Source organism: Cyclobacterium plantarum, from assembly GCF_011290685.1.
Classification (GTDB): domain Bacteria; phylum Bacteroidota; class Bacteroidia; order Cytophagales; family Cyclobacteriaceae; genus Cyclobacterium; species Cyclobacterium plantarum.
This window is the reverse complement of record NZ_JAANYN010000002.1, coordinates 545,307-562,145: the sequence shown is the minus strand read 5'-3', so window position 1 is coordinate 562,145 and position 16,839 is coordinate 545,307. Positions and strand designations below refer to the sequence as shown.

Sequence of the window (16,839 nt, the reverse complement as noted above, 5' to 3'; positions counted from 1 at the left end):
TGTGTGCCGTTCTCGTCATGCTCGATTTCATAAAATCAAAATAGTAATATTAATCTGTAGAAATATGGGATCGTACTATAAATTTATATAAGTTCCCTTTTTGGCTGGATATTTAAACCTTTCGGGTTGTTCCTGTTGATTGTTTTTATAGAGATTTTTTTTTCAGCTACTGTGTGGCTTTATAGGTTATCTTTCTGAAAATTGATTAAATGTCTAGCAGGGATTTGATGAACTCCCATATACGCATACTCACGTATACCGCTAAAATATAGCTTTTTACGTATTTTATCCCATTTTTTTTCTCCTTCTCTTTGGATCAAACAAAACCTGGCAAGTACCAGGCTACCCCATAATCATGAAGGATCCCCAGGAAAACAGAAAACACAAAATCACCTTCCGGCTCAATGACCAGGAAGCGAAATTCCTGGATGAATTCTCCAAAAGTGCGGGAATTTCCAGAAGCGATACGCTGAGAAACCTGATCCGAAAAATACAGGGGGATGCTTCCATTATCAAGACGGATAAATTACTGCAAACGCTGAATGAGCTGGCTGCAGAGCAGGGGCGGGTCAATAACAATATCAACCAACTGGCCAAGCATGCCAATCAGTATTCCCACCTGGACACCAAGGTATTTGCTCAATTCAACAGCCTCCTTGCCCGGTACCTGGACTTTCAGGAGGACATGAACCGGACTTTCCGAAAAATCTATAAATCCATCAGCTGATGACCGTCAAAATCCTATCATCGACCAATACCTTCAATGGGGTGTCCTACAATACCAACAAGACCCAGTCTGCCAAGGGGGAGTTGATGAAATTCAGGAATTTCGGTTACCTGCAATCGGCCTCTAAAGTGACTCCGGATGAAATGAAAACCTATCTGAAAGTCCACTCCAATCGCAACTCCCGGGTGAAAAACCAACAGTTCCATGTCGTAATTTCCTGCAAAGGCAGGGAATTTGACAAAAAGGAGCTTACGGACATAGCAGAAAAGTGGCTGCATAAAATGGGCTATGGCACCAATCCCTACCTGATCGTCTTTCACGGGGATACAAAAAACAACCATGTCCATATGGTCTCCTCCAGAATCGGGAACGATGGAAAAAAAATCAACGACAGCATGGAAAGGATCAGGGCGCAAAAATGCATGTTGGAGATCATGGATCGAAACCCGGGCCAGGAGTGCCACAAGGTGCTGGAGAAGCTAAATTCGTTTTCCTTTTCCACCACCAGCCAGGCCAAGCTATACCTGGAAACTCAGGGTTACAGCCTCAATGAAAAAGAGGGCAACCTGGCTCTGTACAAATTTGGCATGTTGCAGGGAAAACTTTCGCTCAAGCAATTAAATGCCAAAACCAATTCCTATTCCCCGGATAAAGCAAGAATAAAGCAGCTACATGCCTTATTTGACAAATACAGAAAGGTGTACCATAGCGTCCCTGTCCCTGTATTTGAACCGTCGAAGGGCAACCGCTTGGGAAAACCAACTGGATACCGTTCTGAAATGGCGGACTTTCTGAAAGAAAAATTCGGAGTGGAGCTGATTTTTCACGGTAAGGATGGGAAAACCCCCTATGGCTATACCATCATCGACCATAACAGAAAAATCATCATGAAAGGAAGTGAAGTTTTTCCACTCAAAAACCTGACAAAGGAAGAAACAAGGGATGCCGTTAAGGTCATTAATTTCGCTTTCCAGGCAGATAAGACTGCTTATGAAGATATTACCGGGACCAGGGATACGGTATTCCGGTTCAAACGACTCCCCAGGGAGGCCGCCTACCGGCTAAAATTGCTTTCGGTATTGGAAGACTATCACCAGGTTCAGAAGGGTCTGGAAGAATACGGATTGCATCTCCTGGTAAACGAAAAGCACCTGTACCTGCTGGATACCCGGGAGCGGTTTTTTATTAGCTTGGAAGCCATTCTCATGAACAGGGAATACGATCGCTTTGCCCGCCTCTGGAATGTTCCGGAGCGGAATGAAATAGAACAAAGCCCATTGACCAGAACCGGCGCAGCATCCAGAGCACTGGTGCCGGTACATCCGGAGAAAGAAATCCCTGCTTCAGAATCCCAGGCAAATGATCAGGTCGAACCTGACCGGGAGACAGCAAACCCGATATCCAACATCAACCTGGACATCCATCAAGATGTGGACGATGAGGCCTTGCATGGCAGGAGAAGGAACAAAGAGAAAGACAACAAAAAAAGAAGCATCAGATAAAAACCAATGCATATGATTATCCTATTCGCAAACCAAAAAGGAGGAGTCGGAAAAAGCACCCTGTCAGTCCTTTTTTCCAATTACCTCTCCCTGGCCAAAAACAAACCGGTAAAAGTCTATGACATGGACTTTCAGCGATCCCTTTACAACAAAGCGCAGGCTGCGGAGGTGATTGAAAACGAACCGCTGTATCCGGTAGAAGCTGCCGAACTTTCCCAGTTTACATCCATTCAAAAAAAGGCTTCTAAAGAAGAAAACCATGTAAGCATCATTGACCTGGCTGGTAAAATGGATGACGACGAACTGGTTCCGGTGTTTCGGAAATCAGACTTGATCCTCTGTCCCTTCAGCTACGACGAGTACTCCGTTTCTTCTACCATCGAATTTTCCTTTGTGATCCTGAAGATCAATCCAAAGGCTAAAATCATTTTTATTCCCAACCGGGTGCGGAGCAGTGTCAAATATGAAACCATGAAATCGGTTCAGGAGGCCCTGAAAAATTTCGGGGTGGTCACCAACAGCATCACCGAGCGGATAGATTTCCAACGCATCACGACCTATGACATACCGGCCAACATCATTGAGGTGATCGAGCCGGTTTTTGAGTCCATTTACAACGAATACATCGACCCGGCATGGCACAAGACGAATACATAAAAAACCTAATGAGCAATTTCCGTCCGGATAGGACTTCGCCAAAACCTGCCAGCGGAAAGATGAGAAAGCTGACCAAAAGGGCCCCGCTCAACCATGACAAGGAAATATTCCATCAATTGGAAAATGTCAGAGACTTGAGAATTGAAGGGAGTAAAAAGCGACTGATAAAAATCGACGAGCGGCACGAGGAGATTCTAAAGGTGTTGTATCCGGTATTTTCCGTAGACGTGACCCGGTTTATCAATTTCCTGCTGACGCGTTTTTTTCAGGATCATCCGGAACTGATAGAGGAGATCCGCGAATCATTTAAAAAACTATGACATGGGATGGACTGAATTTATCAAATACCTGGCATCCGGCTACCTGCTGTACTACGGGGTATTGGTGGTCCTGGATCTGCTGAAACCTCAAAACGATGAATTGCTGATCGGAGGAGATGAAATCCTGGAACTACCAGAGGAAGCCCCGACAAGGATTATCGGGGAGGAGGAGGATCAGGATGACCACCATTCCGCTTATGGGGTGGGGAAGGCGAAACCAAAAGACAGCGACCAATGGCGACTTTACCGGGAAAATACCAATGTTTCCACCGGTGGGGTCAGTAGTATGGCAGAACTGTTTAGGCTGGCTCAAAACGAAACGATAGAAGTCAAAAAACACCTGGTTTACTAATATGAAGACCTCCTATCTTATCCTGGCAGTCACCCTGTTTTTCCTGGTAGGAATTACGGTGTCCATGGCACAAACACCTCCCGGAATTCCGGAGATCAATGAAGGAAAAAGCCTGATGGCCCAAAACTTCAGAGCCCTTTCCTCTGCGATTCGGGTCTTGGGAGCTCTTTTCGGATTGATGGGAGGATTGAGGATCTATAACAATTGGCAAATGGGCCGGAGAAACATTGACATGGAAGTAGCCGGTTGGTTCGGGGCCTGTATTTTCCTTTCCGTGTTGGGAATCTTTCTCAGCGCTCTTTTCCAGGTACCCATATCCTAAAAACGAATATTTAAAATCAACCAATAAAAATAAATCATTTAAATCCTTCAATCATGTTTAAAAATAGCAAAAAATCAATTGCAAGCGTGGGGCTGGCGGTCTTTACACTGGCCCAGGCAAAAGCACAGGGAGTGCAGGGCATCACGGCAGCAGAATCTTCGCTAATCGGCTATGTGGATCCGGTGGCTTCCCTGTGTCTGGTTATCGGTGCGGTAGTCGGCATCATAGGCGGTGTAAGGGTCTATATCAAATGGAATAGTGGCGATCAGGACATCAACAAAGAACTGATGGGATGGGGAGGTTCCTGCCTGTTTATGGTCCTGGTCAGCGTGGTCATCAAGGCCTTTTTCGGAGTCTGATGGGCAAGCAGTTTTCCATCTACAAAGGGCTTCAAAAACCCCTGATGTACAAAGGTTTTCAGGGAAAATACATTGGTTGGGGCATCACCTCCCTGGTGATGGGCCTGGTCCTGGGCGGTTTGATTGGAAGCCTTACCGATATGGTTTTTGGAGGAATCCTTACCATAAGCACGATTACAGGAGGCCTTTATTTTACCAGTCAACAACAGAAGAAAGGCCTGCATAACAAAACAAGAAACCTGGGGGTATTCCTGCCCCCAACAGAACTAAAGCATTATCACCATGCCAAAGCGGAGAAAAACACCCTTTAAATTGCCTTATCTTGGAGTGGATCACTGCAAAGGATATGATATCCTTTTCAATGAAAAAGGTGACTTTGGGGTGGTATTGGAAATTAAAAACCCCGTCTTGCAGTATGCTGCTGATCCGGGGAATTATGACAATTTCCACCAGCTCTATGTCAATGCCATCAAAATATTGGGAGAAGGCTACCTGATCCAGAAACAGGATATCCTGAGCAGGAAGCAGTTCAACCCGGAATCTTCCGGGGAATATTTGCAACGAAAGTACGATGAACATTTCCGGGGCAGGGTCTTTACTTTCCACCAAACTTTTCTGGTCATTACCAGAAGGGCAAAATCAGGTTTTTACACCTATAGCCAGAAACAACTTCATGATTTTACCCAATCCATTGACAAGGTAGCTGATCTATTTATACGAAGTCACCTGCCTGTAAATTCCTTGAACAAAAATCAGATCAACCGGTATATCAGAAGGATTCTGTCCATGAATTTCCATGAAAACCAACTCTGCCTGAACAACCTGCTTGCAGGAGATGAGCAGGTAGAGATAGGCAAAACGGCTGTTCGCTCCATCAGTCTGATCAATACGGATACTATTGACCTTCCCCAAACGGTGAGCACCCATCAGGTCAGGACCGATAAGGATACCCTAAAGGGCTTTCCCATTGACAATATGGGCTTTTTGTTTTCAGTCCCCCATTTCAACACCATTATCTATAATCAGGTGATTGAAATCGTGCCCCAGGCCATGACCCAGAGGAAGTTGGAACTGAAACGGAAAAGACATTCCGGCATACCCGATTCCGCCAACAATATGTGTGTAGAAGACATTGACCAACTGTTGGAGGACATCACTAGAAACAACCAGTTGCTGGTCAATTCCCATTTCAATATTCTGGTGTCGGGAGAGAAAGAGCTGATTCAGGGAACCGCCAATTTCATAGAATCTTCTCTATTTCAGCAGGGAATTATCCCCTCCAAGAATGCCTACAACCAACTGGAATTGTTCAGAACTGCATTGCCCTGCAATACGGCCGAATTGAAACCCTATGATTATTTCCTGACCACTTCCGATGCGGCATTGTGCTTCTTTTTTAAGGAATCCATGAGCCGGGACGAGGTCAGCAATTTTCAAATCAGGCTCACGGACCGGCAGGGCATACCGGTAAAGATTGATCCCGCCGACTTGCCCATGCAAACCAACCGGATCAACAACCGGAACAAATTTGTCCTGGGTCCATCGGGATCGGGTAAGTCTTTTTTTATGAATGCCTTGATCGAACAGTATTGCATGTACAACAAAAGCCCGAAACCCAGGTGGCTGATGGATGTGGTCATTGTGGATACGGGTCATTCTTATTTTGGGCTTTGTGCCTATTATGGGGGGAAATACATTACCTATTCCGAGCAAAACCCCATTACCACCAATCCCTTTGCCATAAGCAGGGAGGAATTCAACATCGAGAAAAAAGATGCCCTCTTGACTCTGATCTCTGTGCTTTGGAAATCAGCGGAAGGCCAGATTTCACAGGTAGAATCTGATGTGATATCCGATACCATTGCCGCCTATTACCAATCCTATTTTAAAGCCCCTGCAGAAAAACCACGCCTCTGTTTTAACAGCTTTTATGAATTTGCCCTGGTATTTATTCCGGAGATGATCCAGAAGGAAAACATCCATTTCAACATCGATGAATTCAAGTTTGTCCTTAAGAAATTTTATAAGGGAGGGGAGTACGGCAGCCTGCTGAATGAAGAGGTGGACCAGTCCCTTTTCGGGGAATCCTTTATTGTCTTTGAAATAGATTCCATCAAGGAGCATAAGGTATTGTTTCCGATTGTCACGCTGATCATCATGGATGTATTTATCCAAAAGATGCGCTTCAGAAGCAGGCAGCGAAAAGCACTCATTATCGAAGAGGCCTGGAAAGCCATTGCCTCCCCACTAATGGCCACCTATATCCTTTACCTGTACAAGACGGTCCGGAAATTCTGGGGAGAAGCCATAGTGGTGACCCAGGAATTGGGAGATATTATCGGCAATACCGTGGTCAAGGACAGCATTATAAATAACTCCGATACCATTGTTTTGCTGGATCAGTCAAAATTCAAGGACCACTATGATGAAATCGCCTCCCTGCTTTCCATCAATGAACACGAAAGGAAAAAGATCTTCACCATCAACCAGTTTGACAATACAGAAGGTCGAGGCCGGTTTAAGGAGGTCTATATCCGGAGGGGAGCTACCGGAGAGGTGTACGGTGTAGAGGTTTCCCTTCACCAATACCTGACCTACACCACCGAAAAGCCCGAAAAGGCAGCGATGGAAATCTACATTGATCACTATGGCAATTACGAAGAAGGCCTGGACCGCTTTGTGGCGGATTTCAAAGATTCAGGAGCGGAACTGAACCGTTTTTTCTCCTTGATCAACCAACTCGGAATTCCCTATGGGGAAAAGAAAGAATTAACCACTTAAAACCATCGATATGAAAACCCTGATATTTCTTATTTTGACGCTCACCAGCGTTTTGGCGCAGGCCCAGGTGTATGTGGACCCTGCCGTTTCGGGAGCCCAGGCCACCCATGCAGCGGTGATCAATACGCAGCTCAACAACACCAATGAACGGCTGACCTTGATAGAAAGGGGGCAATTGGCGGTGACCGGAAACCTTACGGTGGTGAATACCATGCAGGAGAAACTTTATAAAGGTCTGACCGAGGTGAGCGCCATACTCACTAATCTCGCCGATGTAAAAGAGATTGCCCGGATCGCAACGGGCATTTCCGGTGATGTCCGGGATATCCTGGAACTGGCCCGTACCAACCCTGAATTCCTTGTCTTTGCCCAACAAAATGCCTCCCTGTTTCAGCAAAGGGCCACCGCCCTGGCTCTTGAAGTGCAGCAATTTGCGCTAAAGGGAGGCAAGGATAACCTGATGGATGCAGGGGAAAGGGCAAAAATAATCAACACCATTCTGAATGAATTGCTGATCCTGCGGTCCTATACCTATGGAATGTACCGGTCCATGCAATTTGCCAGCATGAAGGGACTATTCAAGTCATTGAACCCCTTCCAGGGATACGTTGAAATGGACCTGGCCATTATGAATGACATCCTTAGAAAAAGAGAAGTCCTAACCCGATAAGCCATGCAAAAGCTCCTAGTTATCCTTTGCCTACTTTTCTCTTCTCCTGTTTTAGGGCAGGTCAACGTTGCCTTATTGCATCAATTGGTGGAAGATTCGAAAAATGAGCATGAAAGGCAATCCGAGGCAAAGACCAACCAGGCCAAAAATGCCATCAATGAAGAAGTGAACAGGAATTTGATGGGGCAAGTAACGGTGAAATACCGCACACTACAGGAGCGCTTTGCTAAGCTGGATTTATTGATAGAGGCGGTAGGGCTGGCTGCATCAGCCAATCCTTTGCTCCGGTCTATCATTGGTCACCAGGAACAAATCATTTTCCATTGCCAAAAGGACCCCTTGCTGATCCCGCTGGCACTGGAAACCGAAAATCTATTCGTAAAGCAGTCCTATTCCCTGATGAATTATCTGATAGGATTGATGGTCTCCATCGGTGACCTCAACCAGATGAAGGTTTCCGAAAGGCGGCTGTTGTTGCAGCACGTTTTACAGGAACTCCGGTCGATCAACCGGCTTGCGAGCGCCACTTCGCAAACGCTGGCTTCCGAAATCAGACGCAGATCAGCGGGAAACAACCATCCGCAATACCCAAATCAAACCTCCGAAACGGTAGATGAAATATTGGCAAACATTCAACTGATAAAAGATTGAAACAGCTACTGACGATATTCCTTTTGGCTTTCTCCTTTGAGCTGTCGGCTCAAACGGTGGTGTTTGACCGGGAGCATTTTCTGATCATCAATGAAAATGCAGCCATGAGGAATATTTCTGAGATAGGCTATCAGGAAAGCCTGAACGGTATCCGAAAAAACACGGATGACATTGGCCTGAATGTATCCAGCCTGGCCATGGTAGAGACCCTGATTCTCCAGTCGCTTAACCAGGTCAATGAAGGGTTAAAAGATGCCATCCAGGTAAAACAGATCGGGAGGACCCTGCAACGGATCTATGCCTTAAGTGATGAAACCATTTCCATGGCTTCCCAAAATCCCGTTTTGCTCCTTTTTGCCGAAACCTATATCCGCCAGGCCAAAGAAAGGAGCTTTACCCTGGTAACGGAGGTTTCCACCTTTGTATTGGCCGAAGGAAAAAATCTCCTGATCAACCCTAATGTGAGAGATGAGCTGTTAGGGAAAATCCAGATGGAACTGGAACGGATAGCCGGATACCTGCTTGCAGTCCGCCATGCCATGTATTGGGCCAATATCAATGGCCTGCTCAAAAAGCTAAATCCCTATCAGGCTTATATCAATCAGAGTAAGAATTTGGCTAACCAAATCCTTGCCCATAGACACCTGCTGCGATGATGAACACAAAATTTTGGCTATTATTTCCGGCTTTCGGGCTGCTGTTGATGGCAAGTAGCCTGGCACAAACATCCATTCAGGACCGGGCAGTGGTAGCCCAACAGGAAAGAATGGTTTTCAAACAATGGGATGAAGATCGGTTCCTGCCCCGCCCCAATCGCTTTCTGGGCATTCCCACCAATTCCAACTGGTATTTAACCTGGGCCTTACATCCCAACTATCCCAAATTGGACAGAAGGCCGCTTTCTGCGAGAGGGGAGCAAACGCAGCGAATGGGTTTGGCAGTGGCGATGAAAATTTCTTCGGACTATTACAAGCAGCAAACAGATACCATCCGGAACCTGGCTACCAGGGAAATGGCCCGCATTTCCGGAGCCTTTTCGTCTGCTGATCCACTGTATCTGCTCTACTACAAAAAGGAGCTTGCGCCGCTGGAAAATATCGAAGCCCAGGCATTCCAACACCATTCCGCTCAGGTGAAGGCTTATCTGGAAGAAAACGGTGCCTATGCCTGGTACCTGGAAAACATGAAAAGCCTGGCCGAAAGGTATGGATTTGCAAAAACGCAGGATATGGAAAGAGGCCAACGAATCCTCATGTATCACCGGATTTTATTAGATCTCCGAAAACTTCAGAGCGACTGGGATCGGAAGTTGGCCCTGTCCCGGAAAGTGCTTGCCTTAGAGGAAACCATTTTAAAAAGGCAAAATGGGAGTGGCCGGTTAATGAAAAAAGCAGATCCAACCGACGAAATTCTTTCGGGTATTTTACAACGACGAATCTCTTTAAGATGAAAAACTCTCTGATCACTTTCGCTTTATTTCTGATTTGTCTGCCTATGGCAAATGCTCAGACTCCTTTACCTGCTGATGAGTACAAAGAAGCCATTTCTTTTCTTCAGGGAAACGGCGTTTATGATCGGGGTATCATGCGGTTTTTCGAAGGCATGCGCGATTATGCCTACAGTCATTTTGGCCCCTTTATTCAGGATGCCCAGGCACTGGCCTGCGTTTTTATGCTGATTTTCTTTTCTATTAAGGCCTACGAGATGATGGTGGGAGATAAAAAGATGGAAATCATGCCCCTCCTGCGACCCTTTGGCTTATTGATGCTAACCATGTGGTGGGGTGTTTTCTGTAGAATCATTGCCTTTCCCACAGACCTTATATCGGGCAAAACAGAGGCCATGTTTTCCACCCAAAATGATCGGATCAACGCTTTGCGCTTGGACCGGGCAGTGTACATCATAGAGGTGGCTGACAAAATGGTGGAATACCAGGCAACCACAGAATTGGCCTCGCAACAAGCCCAGGAGGCAGATAAAGGCCTGGGAACGGTGATGGTGGATGGGGTTAAAGGGTTTTTTACTGACAACGTATACGGTCCATTGGTCCAGATGAGAATCCGGATGCAGACCAATATGCAGCTATTGGCTACCCAATTATTGGAACTCCTGGCCATCTGGATATTACGGATATGTGTTTATTTCATCTTTTTTATCCAGATCATATACTCCACCATTTTGGTGATATTGGGTCCCTTTTCACTGGCAGCGAGCATACTACCTGCCTTTAGGGATGCCTTCACTACCTGGATAGCCCGATTTGTAGCCGTTAACCTGTACGTAGGCATTGCCTACCTGGTACTTTACGTTTGTGGCTTGATGCAGGAATATGCCTTTCTGCAGGAAATTCAGAAATACGAAGCGCTTTTAGATACATCGGGCGGCGAGGAAGTGCTGACCAAATTGGCCTGGATGGCAGGTAACGGAATCCTCTCTTTTGGTCTGGTGATCATTAGTTTTTTGGTGGGAGCCATTGCTATCACCACCGTGCCCTCGATTTCTACCTGGATCATCAGCACTTCAGGCATCACAGCAGCCGCAGCAACGGCAGGCAGGACTGGTTCTACCCTAAGCCGCAGCGGGTCCCGCATGTCGGCAAAAGGAATTCTTGGAAAATAAAATGCAAAGACAATGATCATCAAAAACATTGAATCAAAAATCAAACTCGCTACCCTTTTATCAGTAGGTAGTTTGCTGGCAGCAACCATTATCTGTATTGCGGTTTCTTTCTTTGCCTACCGGCAGGTGGTCAATTCGCGGAAATCCATATACATCCTGGATAAAGATGTACCCATTCTGGCGCAACAAACCAATATGGAAATGAATCGTCCTGCGGAATACAGGGCGGCCGTGGATCTTTTTCACAGTCTTTTTTTCTCCCTGACTCCAGATGACGAACATATAGAATACCAAATGAAAAAGGCTATGTACCTGGCAGACGAATCCGGTGTATTGCAATACAATAACCTCAAGGAAAAAGGGTTTTTCAACTCCATTCTCAGTTCCAGCTCTGTTTTGACTCTCCAGACTGATTCCATCCTTCTGGAGCCCGATAAGAAATTCACTTTTTATGGAAAACAGAAGATCGAAAGAAGGAGTGCCACCATTACCCGGTCCCTGATTACAGAAGGGTATTTAATGGATATTCCAAGGTCTGAAAATAATAGCCATGGAGTTTTGATCACGAATTGGAAAACACTTGAAAACAAAGATCTGAGCCATGTTTCGAAAAACACCTTCTAGCGAAAAGCTTCCTTCCGAGGCATTAAGGAACGAACTCGGAAACCTTCCCACCAAGGCCAAAAATCGTTTGGTACACTTGCTGAAAACCTATCCCGGGCAATGCTTTGCAGGCATGTTAATCAGCCTTATGCTGTCGGCTTTGCTAGCCTTTGTGATTCCCATTAACCTTAGGACCGAACAGACAAACAATCCCCGGCAACTGATGAATGAAATCAAAAACCTTGGTTCCGGGATGACAGATGAAGTCAGGTCACTATTTAAAATTCAGGAGGAGGTAAAAAAGATGGCAAAGCTAAAAAAAGACGTGGAAAGCATCATGGAAAAGGACTATCTCGATGCCGGGGATAGTCTTTTCCTGGAAAATGCCCTTCGCCAACTCAAAAATAATAATCATTTAAACCCTGTAGATGATGAAGATTGACATCAAGCAACCGAAATACATCCTTCCCCTGATCCTGTTGCCCTTTATTCTGGTGCTGAATTTTGGTATGCAGTCATTTACCGGAGAAGATGAAATGCAACATGACGAAGGAACGGAAAACATTCAGGAAAGTGTAGGCGAGGTATCGGATCAGATCAGGAACCGGGGAATTGATGGGAAATTGGATGCCTTTCGGTCCAGGTACAAAAGGGCAGATGGCTACACGGCCATCCAAAATCTGAGAATTGACGTGGAACCGAAAGATGAAATGCTTTCCCAGTACAATGAGGCTGAAAAAAGAATGCTGGATTCCATTGATCTGGCTTTTAAAAATTCATTGGATCAAGCTCAAATTTCAACGCAACCCGTTTTAAGCCCATCCACCGAAACCAGGCCTCGAATTTCCCCACCTACCGAAGAGGACGAATTAATTCTTGAGGCGTTGAGTCAATTAGAAAACCCAAAAAATAACCGGGAGCCGGAAAAGTACGAAGATCCCATGGACCTTTTTCGCGCCCAAATGGCCCTGGTGGATTCCATTTCCAAAGCCAATGATCCATCCTATCAAGCTCCACAGGCGGAAGTTGAAACGATAGAAAAAGATTCCACAACCCAGCGGTTGAAAGTTTCAAAGGCTAGCCAACCGGATATCCATTTTAATACCGTCAAGAAAACCTCCCAATCATCCTTTATTCAGGCCATTGTAGATCAGGAAATCCGCAACGGAACCTTGGGCGAAAGGATCAGGATACGGCTATTGAATGACATTCAGGTAGGTGCTGAGGTCTTACCCAAAGGAACCTATCTCTATGCCTGGATCAGCGGCTATGAGTCCCAGCGGGTTAAATTGACCATTAGTAGCGTGATGGTAGGTGATAAAATCTTACCCATCGCCTTAACTATTTATGATCAGGATGGCATGGAAGGGCTGTATGTTCCAGCCAGTTCGTTCCGGGAATTTTCAAAGGATCTGGGCGGCAATGTCACCGGAGGACTGAACATGCAGATGCAACAAGACCCTTCCTCTATGAACCAGATGTACCTGTCTGCCCTCCAACGGGTTTTTACCTCCAGTTCCCAGGCTGTGTCCAAGAGGATCCGGCAAAATAAGGCCAATCTGAAATACGGCACCCTTATTTACCTGATTGATTCGGAAGAATTGAATTCGCAAAACTATTCAAACCAAAACCCTAACTGATATGCAAAGGATAATCTTAATCACATGCTTTTATGGTCTTTTCACCATACCTACCCTTGCTCAGCATACTGCCTCAGGCAATTTCTTTCCTGAAAAGCAAAGCCTATTTATCCGGGAAGGCATTACGCTTCATTTTACCTCACCCGAGCCCATCCAATATGTGGATATTTCAAGCAAAGAGCTGGTAGGGGACCTGCCGGTTGACAACGTGTTCCGGATTAAAATTAAGGATGATAGTGCTGTTGAAGTGGAAAATGAACCCCATGACCTTGGGGTGGTGACCATCATAGGCGAAAAATTCATTGCCCAGTATGATTTTAAGTATGCCTCCGGCAACCGGGAACTACCCACCTTGCTGGAAATTGGGCCTGAAAATATGCGCCCATTGAATATAGGAGCGGCACCCCTTACGCAAAATGAGCTGAGGGAGTTTTCATTGCAGGCGTATAAGCGAAAGGGCAACAAAAAAGGCCTTTACAGCAGCCAATACGGCATCACCGGTAATGTCAATCATATCCATACACTGGATGACTACATTTTCCTGGATATCACCTACACCAATAAGACCAATCTGAAATTTGATATCGACCAGGTTAGTTTCAGGGTGGCAGACAAGAAGATTGCCAAAGCCACCAATGTACAGGCCATAGAAATGGAACCTGTTTTCACTCTTTTTGAAAAGGAATCTTTCAAACGCAAATACCGGAACATTTACGTGCTGGAAAAATTTTCCTTTCCTAACAACAAGGTGGTGACCATAGAACTGGCGGAGAAGCAATTGTCCGGAAGGACCCTAGTACTTGAAATTGACTACATCGACCTTTTACGGGCTGACACACTATGAAATCGAGCCAGCCGGAGGCTGACAGGCATGACGAAGACGACACGCAGAGAAGAAAATAAGGCATGTGAGATTCTCCTGAATTAAGATCGGGACAGGCTACGTGGTCTTAGAAAACAAATTATAAACAAATGAAACGGCTTTTATGCATCCTATTGATTTTGTGGGCAGGTAGGCTAATGGCCCAAAGCGGCTCCCAACATCTCACTTTTGAAGGGGGAGTGGGCGTGCCGCTTCTGGATTTAGGCCGTCTGGGATATGAATTCAATTCCCAACACCACCGACGACATGAAGTGTTTTTGGAGTGGATGAAAACCAGGGAGACCGATTACCAAACGGTATTGCTGGGCCTGTTGATCAAACCGGTAATCTTCAGAAGGAATGCCACTTCCCTAAGGTTCAGGGCGGGGGCTGCACTGGGAACCGATTTTAGTGGGCTAATAATAGCTCCCTTGGTGGGTTGGGAGTTTTCCTGGGTTTTACTCAAGCGGTTGGAACTATGCCTGGGAAGCAGCAGCCAGTTATTGCTTTGGGCCAAAAAAGCGGAGCGGTGGCGTGTGGTGCTGGATGCGGGCATTAAAATACCTCTCAATTAAATGGAACAGAAAAGACAATTGGAAAAACTATATGGTATGATCCAGTTTCTGGTGTACGGCATGGTATTCCTGGAACTGTTTCTTTTCATCTACAGTCCAAAAGTCCTAACAGGGGAGGGGATATCCAGGCAGGTTTTGCCCCTGGTGGATAGGTTGATGCAATTTCCGATCTACCAAAATCTGGTTTACAGTAAACTATCCGTTTTACTGGCCATTTGTTTGGCCGCCATCGGAACCCGGTCAAAGAAGGAGTTAAGCGTAAACCCCAAAAATCAAATTGTATTTCCCCTGATGTCGGGATTTGGCTTTTTCTTCGGTTCATTGTTTTTCTATTCCATGGAGGCTAAGGCCATTATCCTTCCTTATACGAGCTGGCCTGACCTTGCCTTTGGGATTTCATCTCTGCTGGGAGCGGTACTGATCCATACCGCTCTGGACAATGTCTCCAAGTTGATCAAAAGTGGGCTGGGGAAAGATGAATGGAACATTGAAGGGGAATCATTTATGCACGAAAAGGAAAAGCGGGAAACCCCTTACTCGGTCAACATACCCATGCAATTTTATTATAAAAAACGCATTCATAAGGGCTGGATCAATATTGTCAATCCTTTCCGTGGTACCCTGTTGATTGGTACTCCGGGAAGTGGTAAGTCGTTCAGCGTGGTAAATCCCTTTATCCGGCAAATGATTGCCAAAGGGTATACCATGTGTCTCTATGATTTTAAGTTTCCAGACCTGAGCCAAATTGCCTATTACCATTATTTGTTGGCAAAGCAGAAAGGAAAAATTCCGAATTACCGGTTTCTGGTGGTTAATTTGGACCAGGTGGAATATTCCAGAAGGCTAAATCCTCTGAAACGGGAATACATTCAGACCCTCGCAGACGCTTCTGAAACGGCCGAAGCCATCGTGGAATCCCTTCAAAAAACAGAATCTACCGGAGGTTCGGATAAATTCTTCACCCAATCCGCTGTCAATTTTCTGGCCTCCTCCATTTACTTTGTTTCCAGGCATCAGGGTGGCAAGCACTCCACCTTTGCTCACCTGCTTGCCTTCTTAAACAGGACCTATGAGGAAATTTTCACCTGCCTATCCTCCTTTCCGGAATTGGAATCCCTGCTCAGCCCTTTTCGCAGTGCTTTGGAAAAAAGGGCCTTTGAGCAATTGGAAGGGCAGGTGGGTACTCTCAAAATCTTTATCTCCAGGCTGAATACCAAGGAAACGGCCTGGATCTTTTCCGGGGATGATTTTGACCTGCGAATTTCCGACCCAAGGTCCCCGGCCATATTGGTCCTGGCTAATAGCCCGGCCACCCAAAATATCAATTCCACCTGTTATTCGGTGATTGTAAACCGCCTTACCCGGCTGATCAATACCAAGGGAAACTTACCTGTTGCCATTGTGGCGGATGAGGCACCCACCCTTTATATCCATCGGGTGGAAAACCTGATTTCCACTGCCAGAAGCAACAAGGTAGCCGTTTTGTTGGGGCTGCAGGAATTGCCCCAGTTGAAGCAATTGCAGGGAAAAGATACGGCCACCACCATGACTGCAGTGATCGGCAATGTTCTGAGCGGCTCGGTTAGGAATAAAGAAACCCTGGAATGGCTGGAACGGATGTTTGGTAAAAAGAAACAGTTAGGCGAGAGCGTTTCCATTGATCGCATGAAGACCTCTGTTTCGATGAACGAAAAATACGACCCCCTGATCCCTGCCGGAAAGATTGCCGGAATGCAAACAGGGGAGCTGGCGGGATTATTGGCGGTCGATGCGGAAAAGTTCAATGGAAAATACAAAAGTGCCGCATTTCACTGTAGGGTAAATCTCGATGCCAAAGCATTAAAAACAGAAGAACAACACTACCGGGACATTCCTAAATGCTATGAATTTAACGATGCAAAAGAACGAATCCTCACCCGGAATTTTATGCGGATCCGGGAAGAGGTAGAGAACATCATCAACTACTATACCGCATCAGCTTAAGAAAATGTATCCATCATTTAAACACCATCCAAATGAATTCAAAAGATGAAAAAACCATGCGATCCCTGATGGAAAAATTGGATCGGCTTCAAAGAGAAGGCCAGGTTGAATTGACTTCTGAGGAAGCGGAATTGTACCAGATTGACACGATGGACGAGCTTCCCGAAGAAGATCATGTTGAATCCAATAATCACTTGGGATATGGCGATTGAAACT

Annotated in this window: 21 protein-coding genes; all 21 read left to right on the top strand. The window is 45.8% G+C overall.

Features of this window, described 5'->3' with window-relative positions:
• Positions 1–355 precede the first annotated feature (355 nt).
• Positions 356–727, top strand: a complete 372-nt coding sequence (locus G9Q97_RS06435) for a plasmid mobilization protein (RefSeq protein WP_166144305.1) — start codon at positions 356–358, stop codon at positions 725–727.
• Positions 727–2,229 carry a relaxase/mobilization nuclease domain-containing protein gene (locus tag G9Q97_RS06430; protein ID WP_166144304.1) on the top strand — a complete coding sequence of 501 codons (1,503 nt, stop codon included), beginning with the start codon at positions 727–729 and terminating at the stop codon, positions 2,227–2,229. Before G9Q97_RS06435 ends, G9Q97_RS06430 begins: the two co-directional genes overlap by 1 nt.
• A 12-nt stretch (positions 2,230–2,241) precedes the next feature.
• Entirely contained in the window at positions 2,242–2,886 is a 645-nt protein-coding gene (locus G9Q97_RS06425; protein ID WP_166144303.1) for a ParA family protein, read from the top strand.
• Positions 2,887–2,894: 8 nt separating this feature from the next.
• Positions 2,895–3,206 (top strand): hypothetical protein, encoded by a 312-nt coding sequence (locus G9Q97_RS06420; protein ID WP_246255458.1) that lies wholly within the window; start codon positions 2,895–2,897, stop codon positions 3,204–3,206.
• Position 3,207: 1 nt separating this feature from the next.
• Positions 3,208–3,558, top strand: a complete 351-nt coding sequence (locus tag G9Q97_RS06415; protein ID WP_166144301.1) for a hypothetical protein — start codon at positions 3,208–3,210, stop codon at positions 3,556–3,558.
• A gap of 1 nt (position 3,559) precedes the next feature.
• Positions 3,560–3,880: a DUF4134 domain-containing protein gene (locus G9Q97_RS06410; RefSeq protein WP_166144299.1), complete on the top strand. Its 321-nt coding sequence runs from the start codon at positions 3,560–3,562 to the stop codon at positions 3,878–3,880.
• A gap of 53 nt (positions 3,881–3,933) precedes the next feature.
• Entirely contained in the window at positions 3,934–4,239 is a 306-nt protein-coding gene (locus G9Q97_RS06405; RefSeq protein ID WP_162344192.1) for a DUF4134 domain-containing protein, read from the top strand.
• On the top strand, positions 4,239–4,550 hold the full coding sequence (locus tag G9Q97_RS06400) for a DUF4133 domain-containing protein (RefSeq protein WP_163380188.1): 312 nt from the start codon (positions 4,239–4,241) through the stop codon (positions 4,548–4,550). The genes G9Q97_RS06405 and G9Q97_RS06400 overlap by 1 nt, the downstream gene beginning before the upstream one ends.
• Entirely contained in the window at positions 4,522–7,020 is a 2,499-nt protein-coding gene (locus G9Q97_RS06395; RefSeq protein WP_166144297.1) for a TraG family conjugative transposon ATPase, read from the top strand. The genes G9Q97_RS06400 and G9Q97_RS06395 overlap by 29 nt, the downstream gene beginning before the upstream one ends.
• Before the next feature lie 10 nt (positions 7,021–7,030).
• Positions 7,031–7,690, top strand: a complete 660-nt coding sequence (locus G9Q97_RS06390) for a hypothetical protein (RefSeq protein ID WP_166144282.1) — start codon at positions 7,031–7,033, stop codon at positions 7,688–7,690.
• 3 nt (positions 7,691–7,693) lie between these two features.
• The gene (locus G9Q97_RS06385; RefSeq protein ID WP_166144280.1) at positions 7,694–8,341 is read left to right on the top strand and encodes a hypothetical protein; all 648 of its coding nucleotides are present in this window, start codon (positions 7,694–7,696) and stop codon (positions 8,339–8,341) included.
• Complete coding sequence (locus tag G9Q97_RS06380) at positions 8,338–8,997, top strand: hypothetical protein (protein ID WP_166144278.1); 660 nt, start codon at positions 8,338–8,340, stop codon at positions 8,995–8,997. Before G9Q97_RS06385 ends, G9Q97_RS06380 begins: the two co-directional genes overlap by 4 nt.
• On the top strand, positions 8,994–9,791 hold the full coding sequence (locus G9Q97_RS06375) for a hypothetical protein (protein ID WP_246255456.1): 798 nt from the start codon (positions 8,994–8,996) through the stop codon (positions 9,789–9,791). The genes G9Q97_RS06380 and G9Q97_RS06375 overlap by 4 nt, the downstream gene beginning before the upstream one ends.
• Positions 9,788–10,960 (top strand): plasmid transfer protein, encoded by a 1,173-nt coding sequence (locus G9Q97_RS06370; RefSeq protein WP_166144276.1) that lies wholly within the window; start codon positions 9,788–9,790, stop codon positions 10,958–10,960. Before G9Q97_RS06375 ends, G9Q97_RS06370 begins: the two co-directional genes overlap by 4 nt.
• A gap of 12 nt (positions 10,961–10,972) precedes the next feature.
• Complete coding sequence (gene traK, locus G9Q97_RS06365) at positions 10,973–11,584, top strand: conjugative transposon protein TraK (RefSeq protein WP_166144274.1); 612 nt, start codon at positions 10,973–10,975, stop codon at positions 11,582–11,584.
• On the top strand, positions 11,562–12,005 hold the full coding sequence (locus G9Q97_RS06360) for a hypothetical protein (RefSeq protein ID WP_166144272.1): 444 nt from the start codon (positions 11,562–11,564) through the stop codon (positions 12,003–12,005). The genes traK and G9Q97_RS06360 overlap by 23 nt, the downstream gene beginning before the upstream one ends.
• Complete coding sequence (locus tag G9Q97_RS06355; protein ID WP_246255454.1) at positions 11,992–13,203, top strand: conjugative transposon protein TraM; 1,212 nt, start codon at positions 11,992–11,994, stop codon at positions 13,201–13,203. Before G9Q97_RS06360 ends, G9Q97_RS06355 begins: the two co-directional genes overlap by 14 nt.
• Position 13,204: 1 nt before the next feature.
• Positions 13,205–14,047, top strand: a complete 843-nt coding sequence (gene traN, locus G9Q97_RS06350) for a conjugative transposon protein TraN (RefSeq protein WP_166144270.1) — start codon at positions 13,205–13,207, stop codon at positions 14,045–14,047.
• A gap of 128 nt (positions 14,048–14,175) precedes the next feature.
• Positions 14,176–14,640 carry a hypothetical protein gene (locus G9Q97_RS06345; RefSeq protein WP_166144268.1) on the top strand — a complete coding sequence of 155 codons (465 nt, stop codon included), beginning with the start codon at positions 14,176–14,178 and terminating at the stop codon, positions 14,638–14,640.
• Positions 14,641–16,623, top strand: coding sequence for a type IV secretion system DNA-binding domain-containing protein (locus G9Q97_RS06340; protein ID WP_166144266.1), 1,983 nt, complete (start codon positions 14,641–14,643; stop codon positions 16,621–16,623).
• A gap of 32 nt (positions 16,624–16,655) precedes the next feature.
• Complete coding sequence (locus G9Q97_RS06335) at positions 16,656–16,835, top strand: hypothetical protein (RefSeq protein ID WP_166144264.1); 180 nt, start codon at positions 16,656–16,658, stop codon at positions 16,833–16,835.
• Positions 16,836–16,839 lie beyond the last annotated feature (4 nt).